The organism is Spiribacter salinus M19-40, assembly GCF_000319575.2.
GTDB lineage: Bacteria > Pseudomonadota > Gammaproteobacteria > Nitrococcales > Nitrococcaceae > Spiribacter > Spiribacter salinus.
In genome coordinates this window covers 105,342-119,990 of sequence record NC_021291.1, presented here as the reverse complement: position 1 = coordinate 119,990, position 14,649 = coordinate 105,342, and the positions used below count along the sequence as shown (strand labels likewise).

At 63.2% G+C, this 14,649-nt stretch carries 15 protein-coding genes and 1 tRNA gene; 11 read left to right on the top strand and 5 right to left on the bottom strand.

Translation table 11 applies throughout. From position 1 onward, the window contains the following. Positions 1 to 63: 63 nt before the first annotated feature. Genes SPISAL_RS00570 through folB form a run of 3 tightly spaced genes read right to left on the bottom strand, consistent with a single transcriptional unit; the run spans position 64 to position 2,127 of the window. Positions 64 to 1,254 carry a class I SAM-dependent methyltransferase gene (locus SPISAL_RS00570; protein WP_016352522.1) on the bottom strand — a complete coding sequence of 397 codons (1,191 nt, stop codon included), beginning with the start codon at positions 1,252 to 1,254 and terminating at the stop codon, positions 64 to 66. A 1-nt stretch (position 1,255) separates the two neighbouring features. Then, complete coding sequence (gene folK / locus SPISAL_RS00565; protein ID WP_016352521.1) at positions 1,256 to 1,768, bottom strand: 2-amino-4-hydroxy-6-hydroxymethyldihydropteridine diphosphokinase; 513 nt, start codon at positions 1,766 to 1,768, stop codon at positions 1,256 to 1,258. Next, a complete protein-coding gene (gene folB, locus SPISAL_RS00560) occupies positions 1,765 to 2,127 on the bottom strand; it encodes a dihydroneopterin aldolase (protein WP_016352520.1) in 363 nt (120 codons plus the stop codon). The genes folK and folB overlap by 4 nt, the downstream gene beginning before the upstream one ends. Positions 2,128 to 2,207: 80 nt before the next feature. Here folB and plsY point away from each other — a divergent pair, with 80 nt between their 5' ends. Next, complete coding sequence (gene plsY / locus SPISAL_RS00555; RefSeq protein WP_016352519.1) at positions 2,208 to 2,798, top strand: glycerol-3-phosphate 1-O-acyltransferase PlsY; 591 nt, start codon at positions 2,208 to 2,210, stop codon at positions 2,796 to 2,798. 4 nt (positions 2,799 to 2,802) lie between these two features. Here the strand turns inward: plsY and tsaD are convergent, their stop codons facing one another. Continuing rightward, positions 2,803 to 3,843 carry a tRNA (adenosine(37)-N6)-threonylcarbamoyltransferase complex transferase subunit TsaD gene (gene tsaD, locus SPISAL_RS00550; protein WP_016352518.1) on the bottom strand — a complete coding sequence of 347 codons (1,041 nt, stop codon included), beginning with the start codon at positions 3,841 to 3,843 and terminating at the stop codon, positions 2,803 to 2,805. A gap of 116 nt (positions 3,844 to 3,959) precedes the next feature. Here tsaD and rpsU point away from each other — a divergent pair, with 116 nt between their 5' ends. The 10 genes from rpsU (at position 3,960) to SPISAL_RS00500 (ending at position 13,324) form a co-directional block, all read left to right on the top strand. Then, positions 3,960 to 4,175 carry a 30S ribosomal protein S21 gene (rpsU, locus tag SPISAL_RS00545; protein WP_016352517.1) on the top strand — a complete coding sequence of 72 codons (216 nt, stop codon included), beginning with the start codon at positions 3,960 to 3,962 and terminating at the stop codon, positions 4,173 to 4,175. A 12-nt stretch (positions 4,176 to 4,187) separates the two neighbouring features. After that, the gene (locus tag SPISAL_RS00540) at positions 4,188 to 4,634 is read left to right on the top strand and encodes a GatB/YqeY domain-containing protein (RefSeq protein WP_016352516.1); all 447 of its coding nucleotides are present in this window, start codon (positions 4,188 to 4,190) and stop codon (positions 4,632 to 4,634) included. Between the two features lie 50 nt (positions 4,635 to 4,684). Next, on the top strand, positions 4,685 to 6,430 hold the full coding sequence (gene dnaG / locus SPISAL_RS00535) for a DNA primase (RefSeq protein ID WP_016352515.1): 1,746 nt from the start codon (positions 4,685 to 4,687) through the stop codon (positions 6,428 to 6,430). Between the two features lie 80 nt (positions 6,431 to 6,510). Next, on the top strand, positions 6,511 to 8,373 hold the full coding sequence (gene rpoD, locus SPISAL_RS00530) for an RNA polymerase sigma factor RpoD (RefSeq protein ID WP_016352514.1): 1,863 nt from the start codon (positions 6,511 to 6,513) through the stop codon (positions 8,371 to 8,373). A gap of 340 nt (positions 8,374 to 8,713) precedes the next feature. After that, a complete protein-coding gene (locus SPISAL_RS00525) occupies positions 8,714 to 9,640 on the top strand; it encodes a porin (RefSeq protein ID WP_016352513.1) in 927 nt (308 codons plus the stop codon). A gap of 118 nt (positions 9,641 to 9,758) precedes the next feature. Then, a tRNA-Ile gene (locus SPISAL_RS00520) sits at positions 9,759 to 9,834 on the top strand. Between the two features lie 43 nt (positions 9,835 to 9,877). Continuing rightward, positions 9,878 to 10,555: a thiaminase II gene (gene tenA, locus SPISAL_RS00515; protein ID WP_016352512.1), complete on the top strand. Its 678-nt coding sequence runs from the start codon at positions 9,878 to 9,880 to the stop codon at positions 10,553 to 10,555. Then, positions 10,552 to 11,301: an SDR family oxidoreductase gene (locus SPISAL_RS00510; RefSeq protein ID WP_016352511.1), complete on the top strand. Its 750-nt coding sequence runs from the start codon at positions 10,552 to 10,554 to the stop codon at positions 11,299 to 11,301. Before tenA ends, SPISAL_RS00510 begins: the two co-directional genes overlap by 4 nt. Before the next feature lie 154 nt (positions 11,302 to 11,455). Then, the gene (locus SPISAL_RS00505; protein ID WP_016352510.1) at positions 11,456 to 12,454 is read left to right on the top strand and encodes a porin; all 999 of its coding nucleotides are present in this window, start codon (positions 11,456 to 11,458) and stop codon (positions 12,452 to 12,454) included. 147 nt (positions 12,455 to 12,601) lie between these two features. Further along, a complete protein-coding gene (locus SPISAL_RS00500; protein WP_016352509.1) occupies positions 12,602 to 13,324 on the top strand; it encodes a trimeric intracellular cation channel family protein in 723 nt (240 codons plus the stop codon). 6 nt (positions 13,325 to 13,330) lie between these two features. Here SPISAL_RS00500 and SPISAL_RS00495 read toward each other — a convergent pair whose 3' ends face one another. Then, positions 13,331 to 14,641 (bottom strand): NAD(P)H-dependent oxidoreductase, encoded by a 1,311-nt coding sequence (locus tag SPISAL_RS00495; protein WP_016352508.1) that lies wholly within the window; start codon positions 14,639 to 14,641, stop codon positions 13,331 to 13,333. Between the last annotated feature and the right edge of the window lie 8 nt (positions 14,642 to 14,649).

Sequence of the window (14,649 nt, the reverse complement as noted above, 5' to 3'; positions counted from 1 at the left end):
CTTCCTTTGTTGTGTCTGCGTGTGCTGCCGTTGCCAGCAAGTAAACCGGGGTTGTCTTGAGGGTTACAACCTTTGCCGATGATCGGTAAAGGAAAAACCCGCGAGCGGTTCGTCAAGCGCACGTCCCAGCGCCAGCACCTTGAAGCGCTCCCCCATTTCATCGGGAAACAGCAACGGCTTGGCCTGCTGAGCGAGCTCGGCGGCCCGATTGGGATCGCCAGCCGCGGTTTCTTCCAGTAGCTGTGGCAGCCCGGCACCGGTCAGGAAGTTCCCCTGCGTGGTAAACCCCAACACCTCGAGCCCGGCTTGCTGGCCCGCCCGGGCGGCCAGCGTGAAATCGACCGAGGCGGTGATGTCCTGCAGCCCCGGCCAGTAAAACGGATCATCATGCGCCCGATGGCGGTAGTGACACAGCAGTGTGCCGGTCTGCCGCTGCGCATGATAATACTCCCGCCGTGGATAGCCATAGTCGATCAGCAACGCCGCGCCCGCCTCAATCAGCGCCGAGAGCGCATTGACCCACGGCGCGAGGCCTGGGCACCACTCGGAGGCATAGCCTGAGGGCAGCGTATCGCCGATCTCGGACTCGATCGCCGCCACCGCCTCGGCGAGCGCCGAGTCGGCCGGCATGGTCCGCCAACACAGCGCACCAGCCTCATCATGACCCACGCCCAGGGCTTCAACCCCGGTTTCTGCCCGGTGAAAGCGCTGCACCGGCAGGGCATCCATCACCTCATTGGCCAGGATCACGCCACGAATCGGGGTCGACGGCAACCGATCCAGCCAACTCACCCGATCGGCGAGCGCGGGCACACGCGACTGCAAGGTCTCGGCCTGCTGGGCCCGCAAATCAGCGCTCACTTCCAGAATCAAATACCGCTCGGGCAAGGCGTGGCGTGCCTCGAGCTCGGCCAGGATATCAGCGGCCATCTGCCCCGTGCCCGCGCCGAATTCCAGTACCGTGTCGCCCCCACACGCGACGTTAATGCGCTCGACCTCGCGGGCGAGGGTGCGCGCGAATAGATCGCTCATCAGCGGCGCGGTGGTGAAGTCGCCCTCGGCGCCGAAGCGCTGCTGGCCCGCGCTGTAATAACCCAGCCCTGGGGCATACAGCGCAAGTGCCATGTACTCGGCAAAATCGAGGGTGCCGCCCGCCATGGCAATGGCCGCATCAATCCGCTCACGCAGCTGCCGGCTATGTTCTTGCGCGGCAGCATCCGGCTGCGGGGGCGGTGGCGGAGTCTGTCGCGCCACGTCAGCCGGTCGCTTCGGCGGTCAGGTCCAGGTCAACCGGGGGCAGTTCCGCACCATTCGGCCCCTCGCCCTCGAACTCCGCCCAAAGATCGGCGTAGCGGCGTCCATCCACCGGATGACGCTCATCCGGGGCCACATCCGCCAGTGGCTTGAGCACGAACGCGTACTTCTGGATTTCGTCACGCGGCAGAATCGGTACATCCTCACGCAAGATGTTCCCCAGCGTGAGTAAATCAATATCGAGGGTCCGCGCGCTAAAGCGCTGCGCACCGCGGGTGCGTCCCTGATCGGTTTCAATCTCGCGACAGGCCGCGGCGAGTTGCTCAGCGGACTCCTCGGTATCGAGGCCAATGACCAGGTTGTAGAAATCCGCACCGTCAAACCCGACCGCGGGCGTCTGATAAACCGGCGAGAGGATAAGCTCGCCATAGCGCGCATGCAGGGCGGCGACAGCGGCGCGCACATGGCGCTCCGGCTCGATGTTACTGCCAATGCTGAGATAGGCGCGGGTCATGGGGCCTCTTGCTGACTGCGGGTGATCGCCACCCCGACATCCGTTGCCGCCGGCAGGGCGCCGGGCTTATGAAGGGTCAGGTCAACCGACTGAATGGCGGCGTGGCTCAGCACGGTCGCGGCCAGCCGATCAGCCAGTGCCTCAATGAGTTGGCAGTCAGCGGCCGCGGCCGTTTGGGTGAGTTGCTCGGCCAGCGCGGCATAGTCCACCGCGTCGGCCAGGTCATCGGAGGCGGCGGCTGCACCGGTATCCACAGCCAGGCGTAAATCGAGTTTCAGTCGCTGGGCGAACGCCCGCTCCCAGGCATGTACGCCAATTACCGAGCGCAGCTCGAGGCCTTGCAGGAATACCGTGTCCATGGGCGAGTGAGCATTCCATGTCACCGCGGGGAGCACAAGGCCTGCTTGACCCCGGCCGGGCCACGGGGTGGAATGCCGGCATGTTCGGGATATTGCTGGTCGTTCTGGGGTATCTGGCTGGCTCTGTATCCGCCGGCATCGTCGTCGCTCGCCTGATGGGGCTCGGCGATCCCCGGCAAGGCGGCAGCGGCAACCCGGGCGCCACCAACCTGCTCCGCCTTGGTGGTCGCAAAGCCGCCGCCATCACCCTGATTGCTGATGGCCTGAAAGGCGTGGTGCCCGTGCTGATCGCCCATCTGACCGGGGTGTCCCCCTGGATGCTGGCTGCGGTGGGGCTCGCCGCCTTTCTCGGCCATCTTTATCCCGTGTTCTTTGGCTTTCGTGGCGGTAAGGGCATCGCCACCGGGCTGGGGGTGATGCTGGCCTGGTCGTGGCCGGTGGGCCTGGCTGTGGTGGGGACGTGGCTCGTCGTGGCCGCCCTGGCTCGGATCTCCTCGCTGGCCGCGCTGCTCAGCTTCGCGCTTGCCCCGGTTTACTGTCTGGTCCTTATTGGCTCGCCCGCGCTCGCTGCCGCCGCGGGGGCCATGGCCGGGCTCACCGCCTGGCGCCACCGCGGCAATATCCGCCGCATCGCCGCAGGCACAGAACCGCGGATCGGCAAGGGGAAGTAAGCCCTTAACCCGCGGCCGGCGCGGCAGCAGGCCCCGGAGCTTGCAGCTCACTCATCGGCCAGCGCGGCCGCACGTCCACGTCATCGCGATCCTGCTCACCGGCGGCGAGTCGACAATGCCCCGCATACGCAATCATGGCGCCGTTGTCGGTACAAAACGCCAGCCGCGGATAGGCCACCTGGGCGCCTTCGGCCTCGGCCACATCGCGCAGGCGATCACGCAGCGCCTGATTGGCGCCAACGCCACCGGCCACCACCAAATGGCGGGCACCCGTGTGCTTTAACGCCCGGCGGATCTTAATGGCCATCGTTTCAACCACCGCATCCTGAAAACCCCGGGCGACGTCGGCCTGGGTTTGTGCATCCGTGCCGGCCTCGCGCACGGTGTTCACCACGGCGGTCTTCAGCCCGCTAAAACTGAAATCAAGGCCGGGGCGATCAGTCATCGGTCGCGGAAACCGAAACCGCTGCGGATCACCCTGGCGCGCCAGGGCCTCAAGCTGCGGCCCGCCGGGATACGGCAGGCCGAGGAGCTTGGCGGTCTTATCAAAGGCCTCGCCAGCGGCATCGTCCACCGACTCACCCAGCACCTCGTAGCGACCAATCGCCGCCACCTGGACCAGCATGGTGTGACCGCCAGAGACCAGCAGGGCCAGAAACGGGAACGCCGGCGGATCAGGCTCAAGCATGGGGGCGAGCAAGTGCGCCTCCATATGATGGATACCCAGCACGGGGCAGTTCATCGCCCAGGCCAGGCTCCGCGCCACCGAAGCGCCCACCAACAACGCCCCGGCAAGCCCGGGGCCACGGGTGTAGGCGATCCCAGTGAGATCACCGCGCTGCAAGCCGGCCTCTTCAAGGCAGGCCTGGGCCAGGGGCAGGACGCGCTGAATGTGATCGCGCGAGGCCAACTCAGGCACGACACCGCCGTACAGGGCGTGGGTGTCCACCTGGCTGTGGAGCTGATGCGCCAGCAGCCCGTCCGCCGCGCTGTAAAGCGCAAGGCCGGTCTCATCGCAAGAGGTCTCGATCCCCAACACGGTCATGACATGACAAGCTCACGGGCTTTTGCATTTGGTGGTGGCCAGGCTTACACTACCGGGCTCGATTGGCGCAGGCCGATCATACGTCGATTACAGTTCAACGGTAAGGTCAGAACTCTATGCCGAGCGTTAAGGTTCGCGAAAACGAGCCCTTTGAGGTGGCCCTCCGCCGCTTCAAGCGGTCATGCGAGAAGGCCGGTGTCCTCTCCGAGGTACGCCGCCGCGAGCATTATGAAAAGCCCACCCAGGAGCGCAAGCGCAAGCAGGCGGCCGCGGTAAAGCGCCATGCCAAGCGCGTCCAGCGCGAGAGCCAGCGCACCCAGCGCCTCTACTAAGCAGGCCGGCCGGTGAGCATTCTCAAGACGCGCATTACCGATGCGGTCAAAGCGGCGATGCGCGCCGGCGATAAACCCCGCCTCGGCACACTGCGCATGATCAGCGCCGCGATCAAGCAAAAAGAAGTTGATGAGCGTCGCGAGCTGGACAACGCCGATGTGCTGGTTATCCTCGATAAAATGGTCAAACAGCGGCGCGAATCCGTCGAGCAGTACGAGTCTGCCGGTCGGGATGAACTCGCCGCCGCTGAACACGCCGAGATCGCCATCATTGGCGAATTCCTGCCCCAGCCCCTGACCGATGCCGAAATCGACGCGCTCGTCACCGCCGCCATCCGCGACAGTGGCGCCGAGGGCATTCGCGACATGGGCAAGGCCATGGGCCTGCTCAAGCCCCAGGTGCAGGGCCGCGCCGACATGAGCGATGTCAGCGCCCGCGTGAAAGCCCACCTTCAATAGCGACACATTCCTCTGCTGCCACCCGGCGCTTTGCCGTAAGGTATGAGCCCATGGCCGGTCGTATTCCTGATCACTTTATCGACGAGCTGCTTGCCCGCGTGGACATCGCGGAAGTGGTGGGCGAGCGCGTGCAACTTCGCCGCTCTGGCAGCAACTTCCACGGCCTGTGTCCTTTCCATGGCGAAAAGACCCCCTCGTTTACCGTTGCCGCCGACAAGCAGTTCTACCACTGCTTTGGTTGTGGGGCGCATGGCAGCGCCATTCGCTTTCTCATGGAATACGATCGGCTCGAGTTTCGCGAGGCGGTCGAGCAACTCGCCACGCTCGCGGGCATGGAAATCCCTGAAGAATCCCGACAGGCCGCCCCACGCCCGGAGCAAGGCGCGCTCTACGACCTACTCGAGCGGGCAAGCCGCACGTTTCAGGGTTGGCTGCGCCAACACCCCCAGCGCGAGCGGGCCATCGAGTACCTGCGCCAGCGCGGCGTGAGCGGGGAGATCGCTCAACGTTACGCCATCGGCTTCGCGCCTCCGGGCTGGGATAACCTGCTCAAAGCGCTGGGCGATCCCAGCAACCTGCAACGGGCCGGCCTGCTCATCGAGCGGGAAGGTAACCGCACCTACGATCGCTTCCGGGATCGGATCATCTTTCCCATCCGCGACCGGCGCGGGCGCACCATTGGATTCGGTGGGCGGGTGCTCGACGACGGCGAACCCAAATACCTCAACTCGCCGGAGACGCCCGTCTTCCAAAAAGGCCAGGAGCTCTACGGCCTCCACGAGGTCCTCCTTGCCGATCGCCACCCACCGGACATCGTGGTGGTGGAGGGCTACATGGATGTCGTTGCGCTGGCAGAGCACGGCGTTCCGCGGGCAATGGCCACACTCGGCACCGCCACCTCAACCCATCAAGTCGAGCGGCTCTTTCGCGCGAGCAGTGACATTATTTTCTGCTTCGATGGCGATGAGGCCGGGCGGCGGGCGGCTTGGCGGGCGCTGGAGAGCGCCCTGCCAGCGATGCGCCAGGGCCGGCAGGTGCGCTTTTTGTTCCTGCCGGATGGCGAAGACCCGGACAGCCTCGTGCGCACCGAGGGCCGGGAAGGCTTTGAGGCGCACCTCACGCAAGCGACCTCGCTGTCTGAACACCTCGTCACCCATCTCAGTGATGGCGTTGATATGCAAAGCATGGACGGCCGCGCCCGATTTATCGAAAAAGCCATTCCGCTCCTCCAGCGCCTGCCACCGGATGTCTACCGGCATATGCTGCTCGAGCGCATCGCCAGTCTCGGCCGGCTGGACACCGATTATCTGGAGGGTGTCGTGGATGGCCGCCACAAGCCGGAGCGCACGCGGCGACCCAGCGCCCCGGAGCCTGGCCTTGCCGATGGCAGCGGGGTGCGACGGACCCCCGTACGACTAGCTATAGCACTGCTGCTCGAGCAACCGAGCCTGGCCAACGAGGTCGAGGACATCGAGTCCCTCAAGGGTCTGGACGATCTGCCCGGCCTGCCGCTGCTCGTGCAACTGCTTGAATTAGCCCGCCACGAGCCCCACATCACCACCAGTGCAATGCTTGAGCGATTTCAGGACAGCGAACACGAGGCCGCGTTATGGAAGCTCGCCACCTGGGATCATCTAGTGCCGGCATCGGGGTTGGGCTCGGAATTTGCGGACGCCATGAACCGAGTCCGTCACCTGCATGCCGACCGGCGGCTGCAATCGCTGAACGAGCGACTGCAGGCCGGCACCCTCACCCCCGAGGAATGGGAAGAGTGGATTCGGCTCAAAGCGTTGTGATAAAGCGGAGTGACGGTTATAGTTCACGGTTGGCGTGTACTACGCGGCTCCCACCGGATCACCTACAGCATCGGTAGCATATGGCAGCCCAGGATCAGCAATCCCAGATTCGTGAACTCATCGCCCGCGGTAAAGAGCAGGGATACCTGACCTATGCCGAGGTGAATGACCACCTGCCCGACGACATTGTCGAGCCGGAGCAGATTGAAGACATCATCGGCATGATCAACGACATGGGCATCCCGGTCCACGAGACCGCGCCCGATGCCGACACCCTGTTGCTGAGCGACGGCGCCGTGTCCACGGATGAGGACGAGGCCGAAGAGGCCGCCGCCGCACTCGCCGCCGTGGATGCCGAGTTCGGCCGCACCACCGACCCGGTGCGCATGTACATGCGCGAGATGGGCACGGTTGAGCTCCTCACCCGTGAGGGCGAGATCGAGCTCGCCAAGCGCATCGAGGACGGGCTTGATCAGGTGCTGCGCGCACTGTCCGGCTACCCCGAGTCGTCCAAGACGATGGTGGCCCTTCACCACGGCATCCAGAACGGCGAGTTGCGTCTGGGCGATGTCGTTGCGGGTTTCCGGGATATCACGGAGTTGGTCGACAACGTCCCCGAGATCGTCGCCACGCACCAGGCCGCCGCAGCAGAAGCGGCGCGCGAGGCGGAGGCGGCTGCCGAAGAGGCCGCAGAAAATGACACTGAAGCGCCGGCTGTTGCCGACACCGGCCCTGATCCCGAGCGTGCGGCGCAGATCTTTGATCGCATCGAAGTGCTACACAACGAGATGCTGGAGATCCTGGACAAAGAAGGGCCTGACAGCCCGCGCCTCGGTGATCTCCGCGAGGAAATGACCGGCCTGTTCCTTGCCTTTAAATTTGTGCCGAAGGTTATCGAAGGCCTGGCGAACAACCTGCGCAAGGCTGTTGAGGGTGTCCGAGCCGCTGAGCGCGAGGTCATGCGCGTTGCCACCAAGCAGGCGGGCATGCCGCGCAAGGATTTCATCGCGAGCTTCCCCGGGCATGAGACCGATCCGGCCTGGATCGACACCGTCATCAAGGCGAAAAAGCCCTACAGCGCCAAACTCTCGGAACACCGCCAGGCGCTGCTCGATGAGCAGTCCGAGCTCACCCAGATCCGCGAGCTCACCGGCCTGCCGCCGGCGGAGATCAAGGAGATCAACCGGCGCATGTCCATTGGCGAGGCCAAGGCCCGCCGGGCCAAAAAGGAAATGGTCGAGGCCAACCTGCGCCTGGTCATCTCCATTGCCAAGAAGTACACCAACCGTGGCCTGCAGTTCCTGGACCTGATCCAGGAGGGCAACATCGGGCTGATGAAGGCCGTCGACAAGTTCGAATACCGCCGCGGTTACAAGTTCTCGACCTACGCGACGTGGTGGATCCGTCAGGCCATCACCCGCTCGATCGCCGATCAGGCCCGGACCATTCGGATCCCGGTGCACATGATCGAGACGATCAACAAACTGAACCGCGTCTCCCGGCAGATGCTCCAGGAGATGGGCCGCGAGCCGCATCCCGAAGAGCTGGCCGAGCGCATGGAGATGCCCGAGGACAAAGTCCGCAAGGTACTCAAAATCGCCAAAGAGCCGATCTCCATGGAAACGCCCATCGGCGATGATGAAGACTCACACCTTGGTGACTTCATTGAGGACACCTCGGTCATGTCGCCCGTGGACTCCGCCACCCGTGAAGGCCTGCGCGAGTCCGTACGGGAAGTGCTCTCCGGCCTCACGCCCCGCGAGGCGAAGGTCCTGCGGATGCGCTTTGGCATCGATATGAACACCGACCACACCCTCGAGGAGGTCGGCAAGCAGTTCGACGTGACCCGTGAGCGCATCCGCCAGATCGAGGCCAAGGCCCTGCGCAAACTTCGCCACCCCACCCGCTCCGACAGCCTACGCAGCTTCCTCGACGAGCAGTAAGACGCGAAACGCCCCGCGGAAGCGACGCCGCCGGGGCGTAGCGTTGTGCTCAGACAACAACAGCCTTGAGGCTGGTCTGTATGTCTTTCCCTGCCCCAAATTCAACGTGCCACTATTAATCAGCAACTTGGCGCACAAACGTCATGTGAACTTTTTTGTTGAAAAAGGTTGCAACGCGGTTACAACCCGGTATACCTTCCGTGTATCGGGAAAGAGACAGGTGTTGGCTTTACGCCACAAAACCAGCTCTGCCGATGTTCAACCGGGTCTCGGCGCTGCAACGCAGCCCAACCCGAGTGAAGACAACATGTTGTTTTGACTGACAATAAAGGGGTCAGAAATGAAGAAAATGAATATCGCGCTGTTCACCGCAGCCGCAATGATCGGCAGCACCGCTGCAATCGCTGATGAGCACGTCGATGGGCCGAACCTGTCCGGACGCATCCAGACGATTTTCGAAGATGCAGACGAGAACACAGACGACAGTCTGAACATGAACAACTGGCACATCGCTGCCTCTGGCTCTGCCACCGATCTGCTTGGCGGCATTGATGCTAGCTACTATTCACGGCTTTCAAACTATGGCGGAAATGGTGGGGCGGCTGGCGATCCGTATGTCGAGTACGGCTTCGTTACTTTCAGCTTCCCTGGCGCTGACATTACTGCCGGTCGGACCGACGACCTGCACTATCAGTTTGCCGATTCCCAGGTCTTTGCGCTTCAGCCTCGTAATTTCGACGGCATTGGTGGAGCGGATTTCAACACCGTGGACAGCCTCACTGTAACGAGCGACCTTGGGGGATCCCCGGTCACCGTTGGTGGTTACGTCAATACTCGGAATGGTGCTGGCGTTGAAGATACTCAATTCGCGATCAGCGCAGACATCGGTGTTGGTACCCTCGCAGCGGTCTATAGCGACTCGGATACCGATACCGTTCGGACGGAGCGCCTGACGGTTGCTGGAACGGTAGACCTTGACGTCGCTACACTGACGGCGCGCGTAGAGGACCGCGACGATGATCAGGCAAGCAACGGAGACATGCCGTACACAATTGCAGCCGGTATCCCGGTTGCCGATAGTACCACCCTATACGTGATGCACGGCAGTGACGACGGCGCAAACGGCGATGATGATTCTTCCACTGGCGTCGAAGCTCGCACTCTCCTGGGGGCCGGCCTGGATGTCTTTGTCGGTATGACCAACGGCGAAAATAGTGACGGCACCTCTGCCGACAACGTATACGTCGGTAGCCGCTGGCAGTTCTAAAGAACTGACCTCCCCCAGAAAAACCCCGCCTCGCGGGGTTTTTTTTCGCCTTAAATCCATGTCCGTTTTCGCAACGATCTCTTATAGTGTTCAGGCTGCGGAGATAAGGTCTTTGATCGGGCCCGTAGCTCAATGGTTAGAGCAGAGGACTCATAATCCTTTGGTTCCAGGTTCGAATCCTGGCGGGCCCACCATTCACTGATAGGCTGATTGGCCGTCGTTTGTCATACTCGAACGATGGATAGCCCGAACTTCTGCCTCCTCAAAAACCGCTGCCATGACGACTGGCAGGCGTATACGCAGCACCGCTTCCTTCGCGAATTGGCCGATGGCTCGCTCCCCAAGGCCGCCTTTCAGCACTACCTTCAGCAGGATTACCTTTTCCTGATTCACTTTGCCCGTGCCTACGCGCTAGCCGCCTATAAAAGCCGGACGCTTGCCGACCTGCGCCAGGCCCATGAGGGGCTGAAGGCGATTCTAGATCTGGAGCTTGGCCTGCACGTCGAGTATTGCGCGGGCTGGGGGATTAGCGAGGCCGCCCTGGAACAGACGCCAGAGGCGCGCCCCACCACGGCCTACACGCGCTACGTGCTCGATACCGGGCAGCGCGGCGATCTGCTGGATCTACATGTCGCCCTCGCTCCCTGTGTCATCGGCTATGCGGAGATCGCCGACTGGATCAACGCCCAGTCATTCACCGTCCGCGGCGCCGCAAACCCCTATGACGCCTGGATCGGCATGTACGAGAGTGACGAGTTCCAGGCGGCCGCGCAAAGTGAGCGGGACTGGATTAATGCGCGCATGGAGCGGCTCCCAGCGCCCCGCATTGCACAGATCGCCCAGATATTCCGCGAGGCGACCCGCCTTGAGACGGACTTCTGGGCCATGAACTTCGAGGAGAGCGCTTACTCATGACAGCCGAAAACAAGGTCATTCTGGTGACCGGCGCGAGTCAGGGCATCGGCCGTGGCGTGGCCGAGGCGATGCTGGCCGATGGGCATCGCGTGGTCCTCGCCGCGCGGCGCCTCGAGCCGCTGGAAGCGATCGCCGGCGCGTACCCGAACCGGGCATTGCCGGTGTCGGTCGATGTGGGGGATCCCGCCGCGGTCGACGCCCTCTATAAAAAGATCGCCGCGGAATACGGCCGACTGGACGCCCTGTTTAATAACGCCGGGGCCTTCATGGCCTCCACGCCGATCGGTGACGTGGACTGGGATGACTGGCGCCGGGTGCTGGGCGTGAACCTGGATGGCGCCTTCCTGATGGCCCGCGGGGCCTTCCGACTGATGCGCGACCAGCAGCCGCAGGGCGGGCGCATCATCAACAACGGTTCCATCTCCGCCCATGCCCCGCGGGTGAATTCCGTGGCGTACACGACCTCCAAGCACGCGATCACGGGGCTCACCAAGTCCATCACGCTGGATGGCCGGGCCCATGACATCGCCTGCAGCCAGATCGACATCGGCAATGCCGAGACCCCGATGACCGAGCCGATGAAGGCCGGCATTCCGCAGCCGGATGGCAGTGTGATGCGCGAGCCGGTGATGGATGTCCGCCATGTCGCCGACGCCGTGCGCTACATCGTCAACCTGCCGCTCGACGCGAATGTGCAGTTCATGACCGTCATGGCCACGAAGATGCCCTACCTCGGGCGCGGCTAACCCCCAGAGTCCGTCAATACAGCCCCCCATACCCCTCGTCCTGCCCAACACCCGGCGCGATACCTCAGCGTCGATTTTTGTTGCGAATGATTCTCAGTTCTATAAAATTAGCGTGCCTTTATGGGCAACCGTCATTCATCAACAGGAGAAAATCATGAACGGGCTATACAGATCTTCAGCGCTGCTCGCCGCGCTTGCGCTCGGGGGCACCTTCTCATCCGTCCACGCTGCAAGCTTCGAGGTTGACGATCGCACGACTCTTACATTGGGTGGTGAAGTGGTCCTGAACTTCAGAGACACCGAGGACAACAGCGGGGCTAGCGAGACAGAATTCACCGACGACGGATCGCTAATCATCCTTGGTGGCTCGCGTGATCTTGGTAATGGCATTACTGGTTACATCGCCACCGAGTTCACTTACAACACGCTTGGCGACAGTGACGATGACGATGACGACCTGACCCGCGACATGAGCGTGCTGGGATTCACAGGGGATTTCGGTGAAGTTCAGGTAGGCGACAGCGACAACGTGTTCGAGGACCTGATCTCTGATTCAGTCGATCCGTTCGAAAACGCCACACTGGCGCAGGTCGACCGCACGACCGAGGACAACATGGTCACCTACTACAGCCCGGAGTTGGGAGATTTCTCCTTCAGGCTGCAGACACGGATCGCGGACGAGACAACGACGACCAATCAAACCAGCACCGAGCTCAGCCTGATCGCCGCAGCCCAATACGATGTGGGCAACCTCTCTCTGCGGGCCGCCTATGACGACCGTGGTTCGGTGGATGCCGAAACCAACAACAACTTCCAGTCTGAGGATGGCGTGTACGGCGTCGCTGCAGTCATCGGCCTGACGGATACACTGGAAGCCTCAGCCCGCTATGCCAATCAGAGCAACAAGGACGGCAACGACACCGATGCTACCGCCCTGGCGCTGAATTTCGACTATGGCATGGGATCACTGTACGGCGCAGTCCAGGACGTCTCCGTCGATAACGGCAACGACGGCTCTCAGGTTGCGGTGGGTGCCAACTATGACGTGGCCGAAGGCCTGCTCATCTTTGCCGAGTACGGCGACTTTGATGGATTCGGCGATGCAGGCGATAACGACTCGCTCGCCGTCGCTGGGCTCATCTTCGAGTACTAAAACCGCCCGATCAGCGTTGTCGCTAAGAAACCGCCGCTGGCTTGGATGTCAGCGGCGGTTTTATTTCGATCGATAGAGCACTTCGGTCGTGGATGAGCAATTAAAGACAGCCATAGACACGGAAATGGCCTACCTTAGGCAAGGTAAGTGGAGCGCAATACGGCTCTCCCGCAGCGTGAGGCTCGCCGTGAACAACCCCACTCGACCTACCCCCTCATTGTTCGCTCGCGTCCAGTGAACCTCAACGACACCAATGTCCTTCTGGCGATGGCGGCGACAATCGCCTTCGCCGTCACGGGCGTCCTGGCGGTGGCCGAGCGCCGCGTCGACTTCTTCTCGGCCATCATGCTGGGGGTCATCGCCGCGGTCGGCGGCGGGACGGTGCGGGATCTGATCCTGGATGTTCCGATCTTCTGGTCGCTCGACCTGGCGTATATCCGCTTTGCCGTGCTGGCCAGCATTCTGACCTTCGTCGCCATGTCGTTCTTTGCCCGACCCGTGATGTTCTCGCTGATGGTCTACATTGATGGCCTGGGCGCAGCGATGTTTGGGATCGGCGGCGCCTATAAGGCCTATGAGCTGGGGTTTGCCTGGCCGATCGGGCCGTTGATGATGGGCGTGATTACCGCCATCGGCGGCGGGCTGATCCGGGATGTGCTCGCCGGACGGAAAACCCTGCTGATGAGCGATGAGGTGTATGCCATGCCCGTGGTTATCGGCTGCCTCGTCATGCTGCTGACGCTGCAGTTCTCGCCCGAGCACGGGCCGGAAGGCCTCCTCGCCGGCACCGTGATTGCCTTTTCTCTGCGGGCGGTCGTCATTTTCTGGTCGCTGCGCCTGCCGCGCTGGTTTACCACGCAGTCCCCGTAGACCCGCTCAAGGCGATGGCTGATACCGGCTGACCATTTCCTGGCGAATGGCTACAGCCGGCTGATCGCCCAGCGCCACGTCGTTACTGGTCAGCACCGCACCCGCGGGGACATCCCGCGTGAGCGTGATGCCGTGGGCCAGGCCAATGGGCAGGGCTTGTTGCTTCGCACTCTGCGCGGCGCTCAGCAGTTTGCCCCAGACGGTATAACCGCCCTCGCCATCGAGGGTTTCCCCAGCCCGCAGCGGACGCTTCGCCACCGCGGCGACGTCACCTATCCATCCGCGGGTCTGGCCCGTCGGCTCACCTCGTAGAGCGGCCGAGAGCACGCTGATGCCCAGCTCCAGGCCAATCAGATGAAACGGCTTGTGCATGGCGGCGTACTGACCCGTGCTGTCCGTGGGCAGCCCGTACTGCCGAAAGCAGGCGGCGGCATAGTCGTTGGGGGCCTTCAGGACCACGTAGACACCCCAGCGCAGATCCCGGTAAACGGGCCGGCCATCGCGCTCGAGGCTGCTGACGACTTCCACCATGCCGGCTTGGGGCAGGCAGCCGCCGACAGACTGCGGGCGCAGCACATGGGCGAGGTCATCCACACCACAGGGCGGGAAAGCGAGCCCATCCGCGGGGACGGCCAGTTCACAGGCATTGGCGATGGCCGCCATCTCGATTGCCGACTTCGTGCCGTCCAGGAAACTATTGAACATCTGCGGGTTCATGCCGGCGGCCGCCGCCTCAGCCGCCGTCAGCCCGTAATGCGACCACACGTCATCCGGGGTGACCTGATGGTAGGCGGGCAGGTACTTGGTGCCCTTGCCGGCAGCCACTACCTCGAACCCGGTGGCCCGAGCCCAGTCCACGAGCTCTGAGGTCAGGGCGGGCTGATCGCCATAGGCCATGGAGTAGACCACGCCCTGCGCCCGGGCCCGCTCGGCCAGCAGGGGGCCGGCCAGCACGTCGGCTTCCACATTCACCATCACGATATGCCGGCCGGCCTCAATGGCGGCGAGGGCATGACGAATGCCTGCGGCCGGGTGGCCCGTCGCCTCGATGACAACGTCCACATCATCGCGGGCACACAGCTCGGCGCCATCCGCGACAAAGGCGACCGCGTCGATCTGCGACTCGCTCCAATGCACGGCCCGGCAGGCAGCGCGCGCCCGGTCTGGATCGAGATCGGCGATGGCGCTGACCTCGAGGCCGAGCGTGGTCGGGACCTGACTCAGGAACATGGAGCCGAACTTGCCCGCCCCGATCAGGCCGGCCCTGACGGGGCGGCCGGCGTCCAGGCGCTCGCGCAGCAGTCGATTGAGATTCATGGGTGGCT

What these genes read in the sequence shown, in the direction of transcription:
- folK (WP_016352521.1), bottom strand. Translation starts at nt 1,768, where the DNA reads ATGACCCGCGCCTATCTCAGCATTGGCAGTAACATCGAGCCGGAGCGC.
- rpoD (WP_016352514.1), top strand. Translation starts at nt 6,511, where the DNA reads ATGGCAGCCCAGGATCAGCAATCCCAGATTCGTGAACTCATCGCCCGC.
- folB (WP_016352520.1), bottom strand. Translation starts at nt 2,127, where the DNA reads ATGGACACGGTATTCCTGCAAGGCCTCGAGCTGCGCTCGGTAATTGGC.
- plsY (WP_016352519.1), top strand. Translation starts at nt 2,208, where the DNA reads ATGTTCGGGATATTGCTGGTCGTTCTGGGGTATCTGGCTGGCTCTGTA.
- tenA (WP_016352512.1), top strand. Translation starts at nt 9,878, where the DNA reads ATGGATAGCCCGAACTTCTGCCTCCTCAAAAACCGCTGCCATGACGAC.
- dnaG (WP_016352515.1), top strand. Translation starts at nt 4,685, where the DNA reads ATGGCCGGTCGTATTCCTGATCACTTTATCGACGAGCTGCTTGCCCGC.
- SPISAL_RS00510 (WP_016352511.1), top strand. Translation starts at nt 10,552, where the DNA reads ATGACAGCCGAAAACAAGGTCATTCTGGTGACCGGCGCGAGTCAGGGC.
- SPISAL_RS00505 (WP_016352510.1), top strand. Translation starts at nt 11,456, where the DNA reads ATGAACGGGCTATACAGATCTTCAGCGCTGCTCGCCGCGCTTGCGCTC.
- tsaD (WP_016352518.1), bottom strand. Translation starts at nt 3,843, where the DNA reads ATGACCGTGTTGGGGATCGAGACCTCTTGCGATGAGACCGGCCTTGCG.
- SPISAL_RS00525 (WP_016352513.1), top strand. Translation starts at nt 8,714, where the DNA reads ATGAAGAAAATGAATATCGCGCTGTTCACCGCAGCCGCAATGATCGGC.
- SPISAL_RS00495 (WP_016352508.1), bottom strand. Translation starts at nt 14,641, where the DNA reads ATGAATCTCAATCGACTGCTGCGCGAGCGCCTGGACGCCGGCCGCCCC.
- rpsU (WP_016352517.1), top strand. Translation starts at nt 3,960, where the DNA reads ATGCCGAGCGTTAAGGTTCGCGAAAACGAGCCCTTTGAGGTGGCCCTC.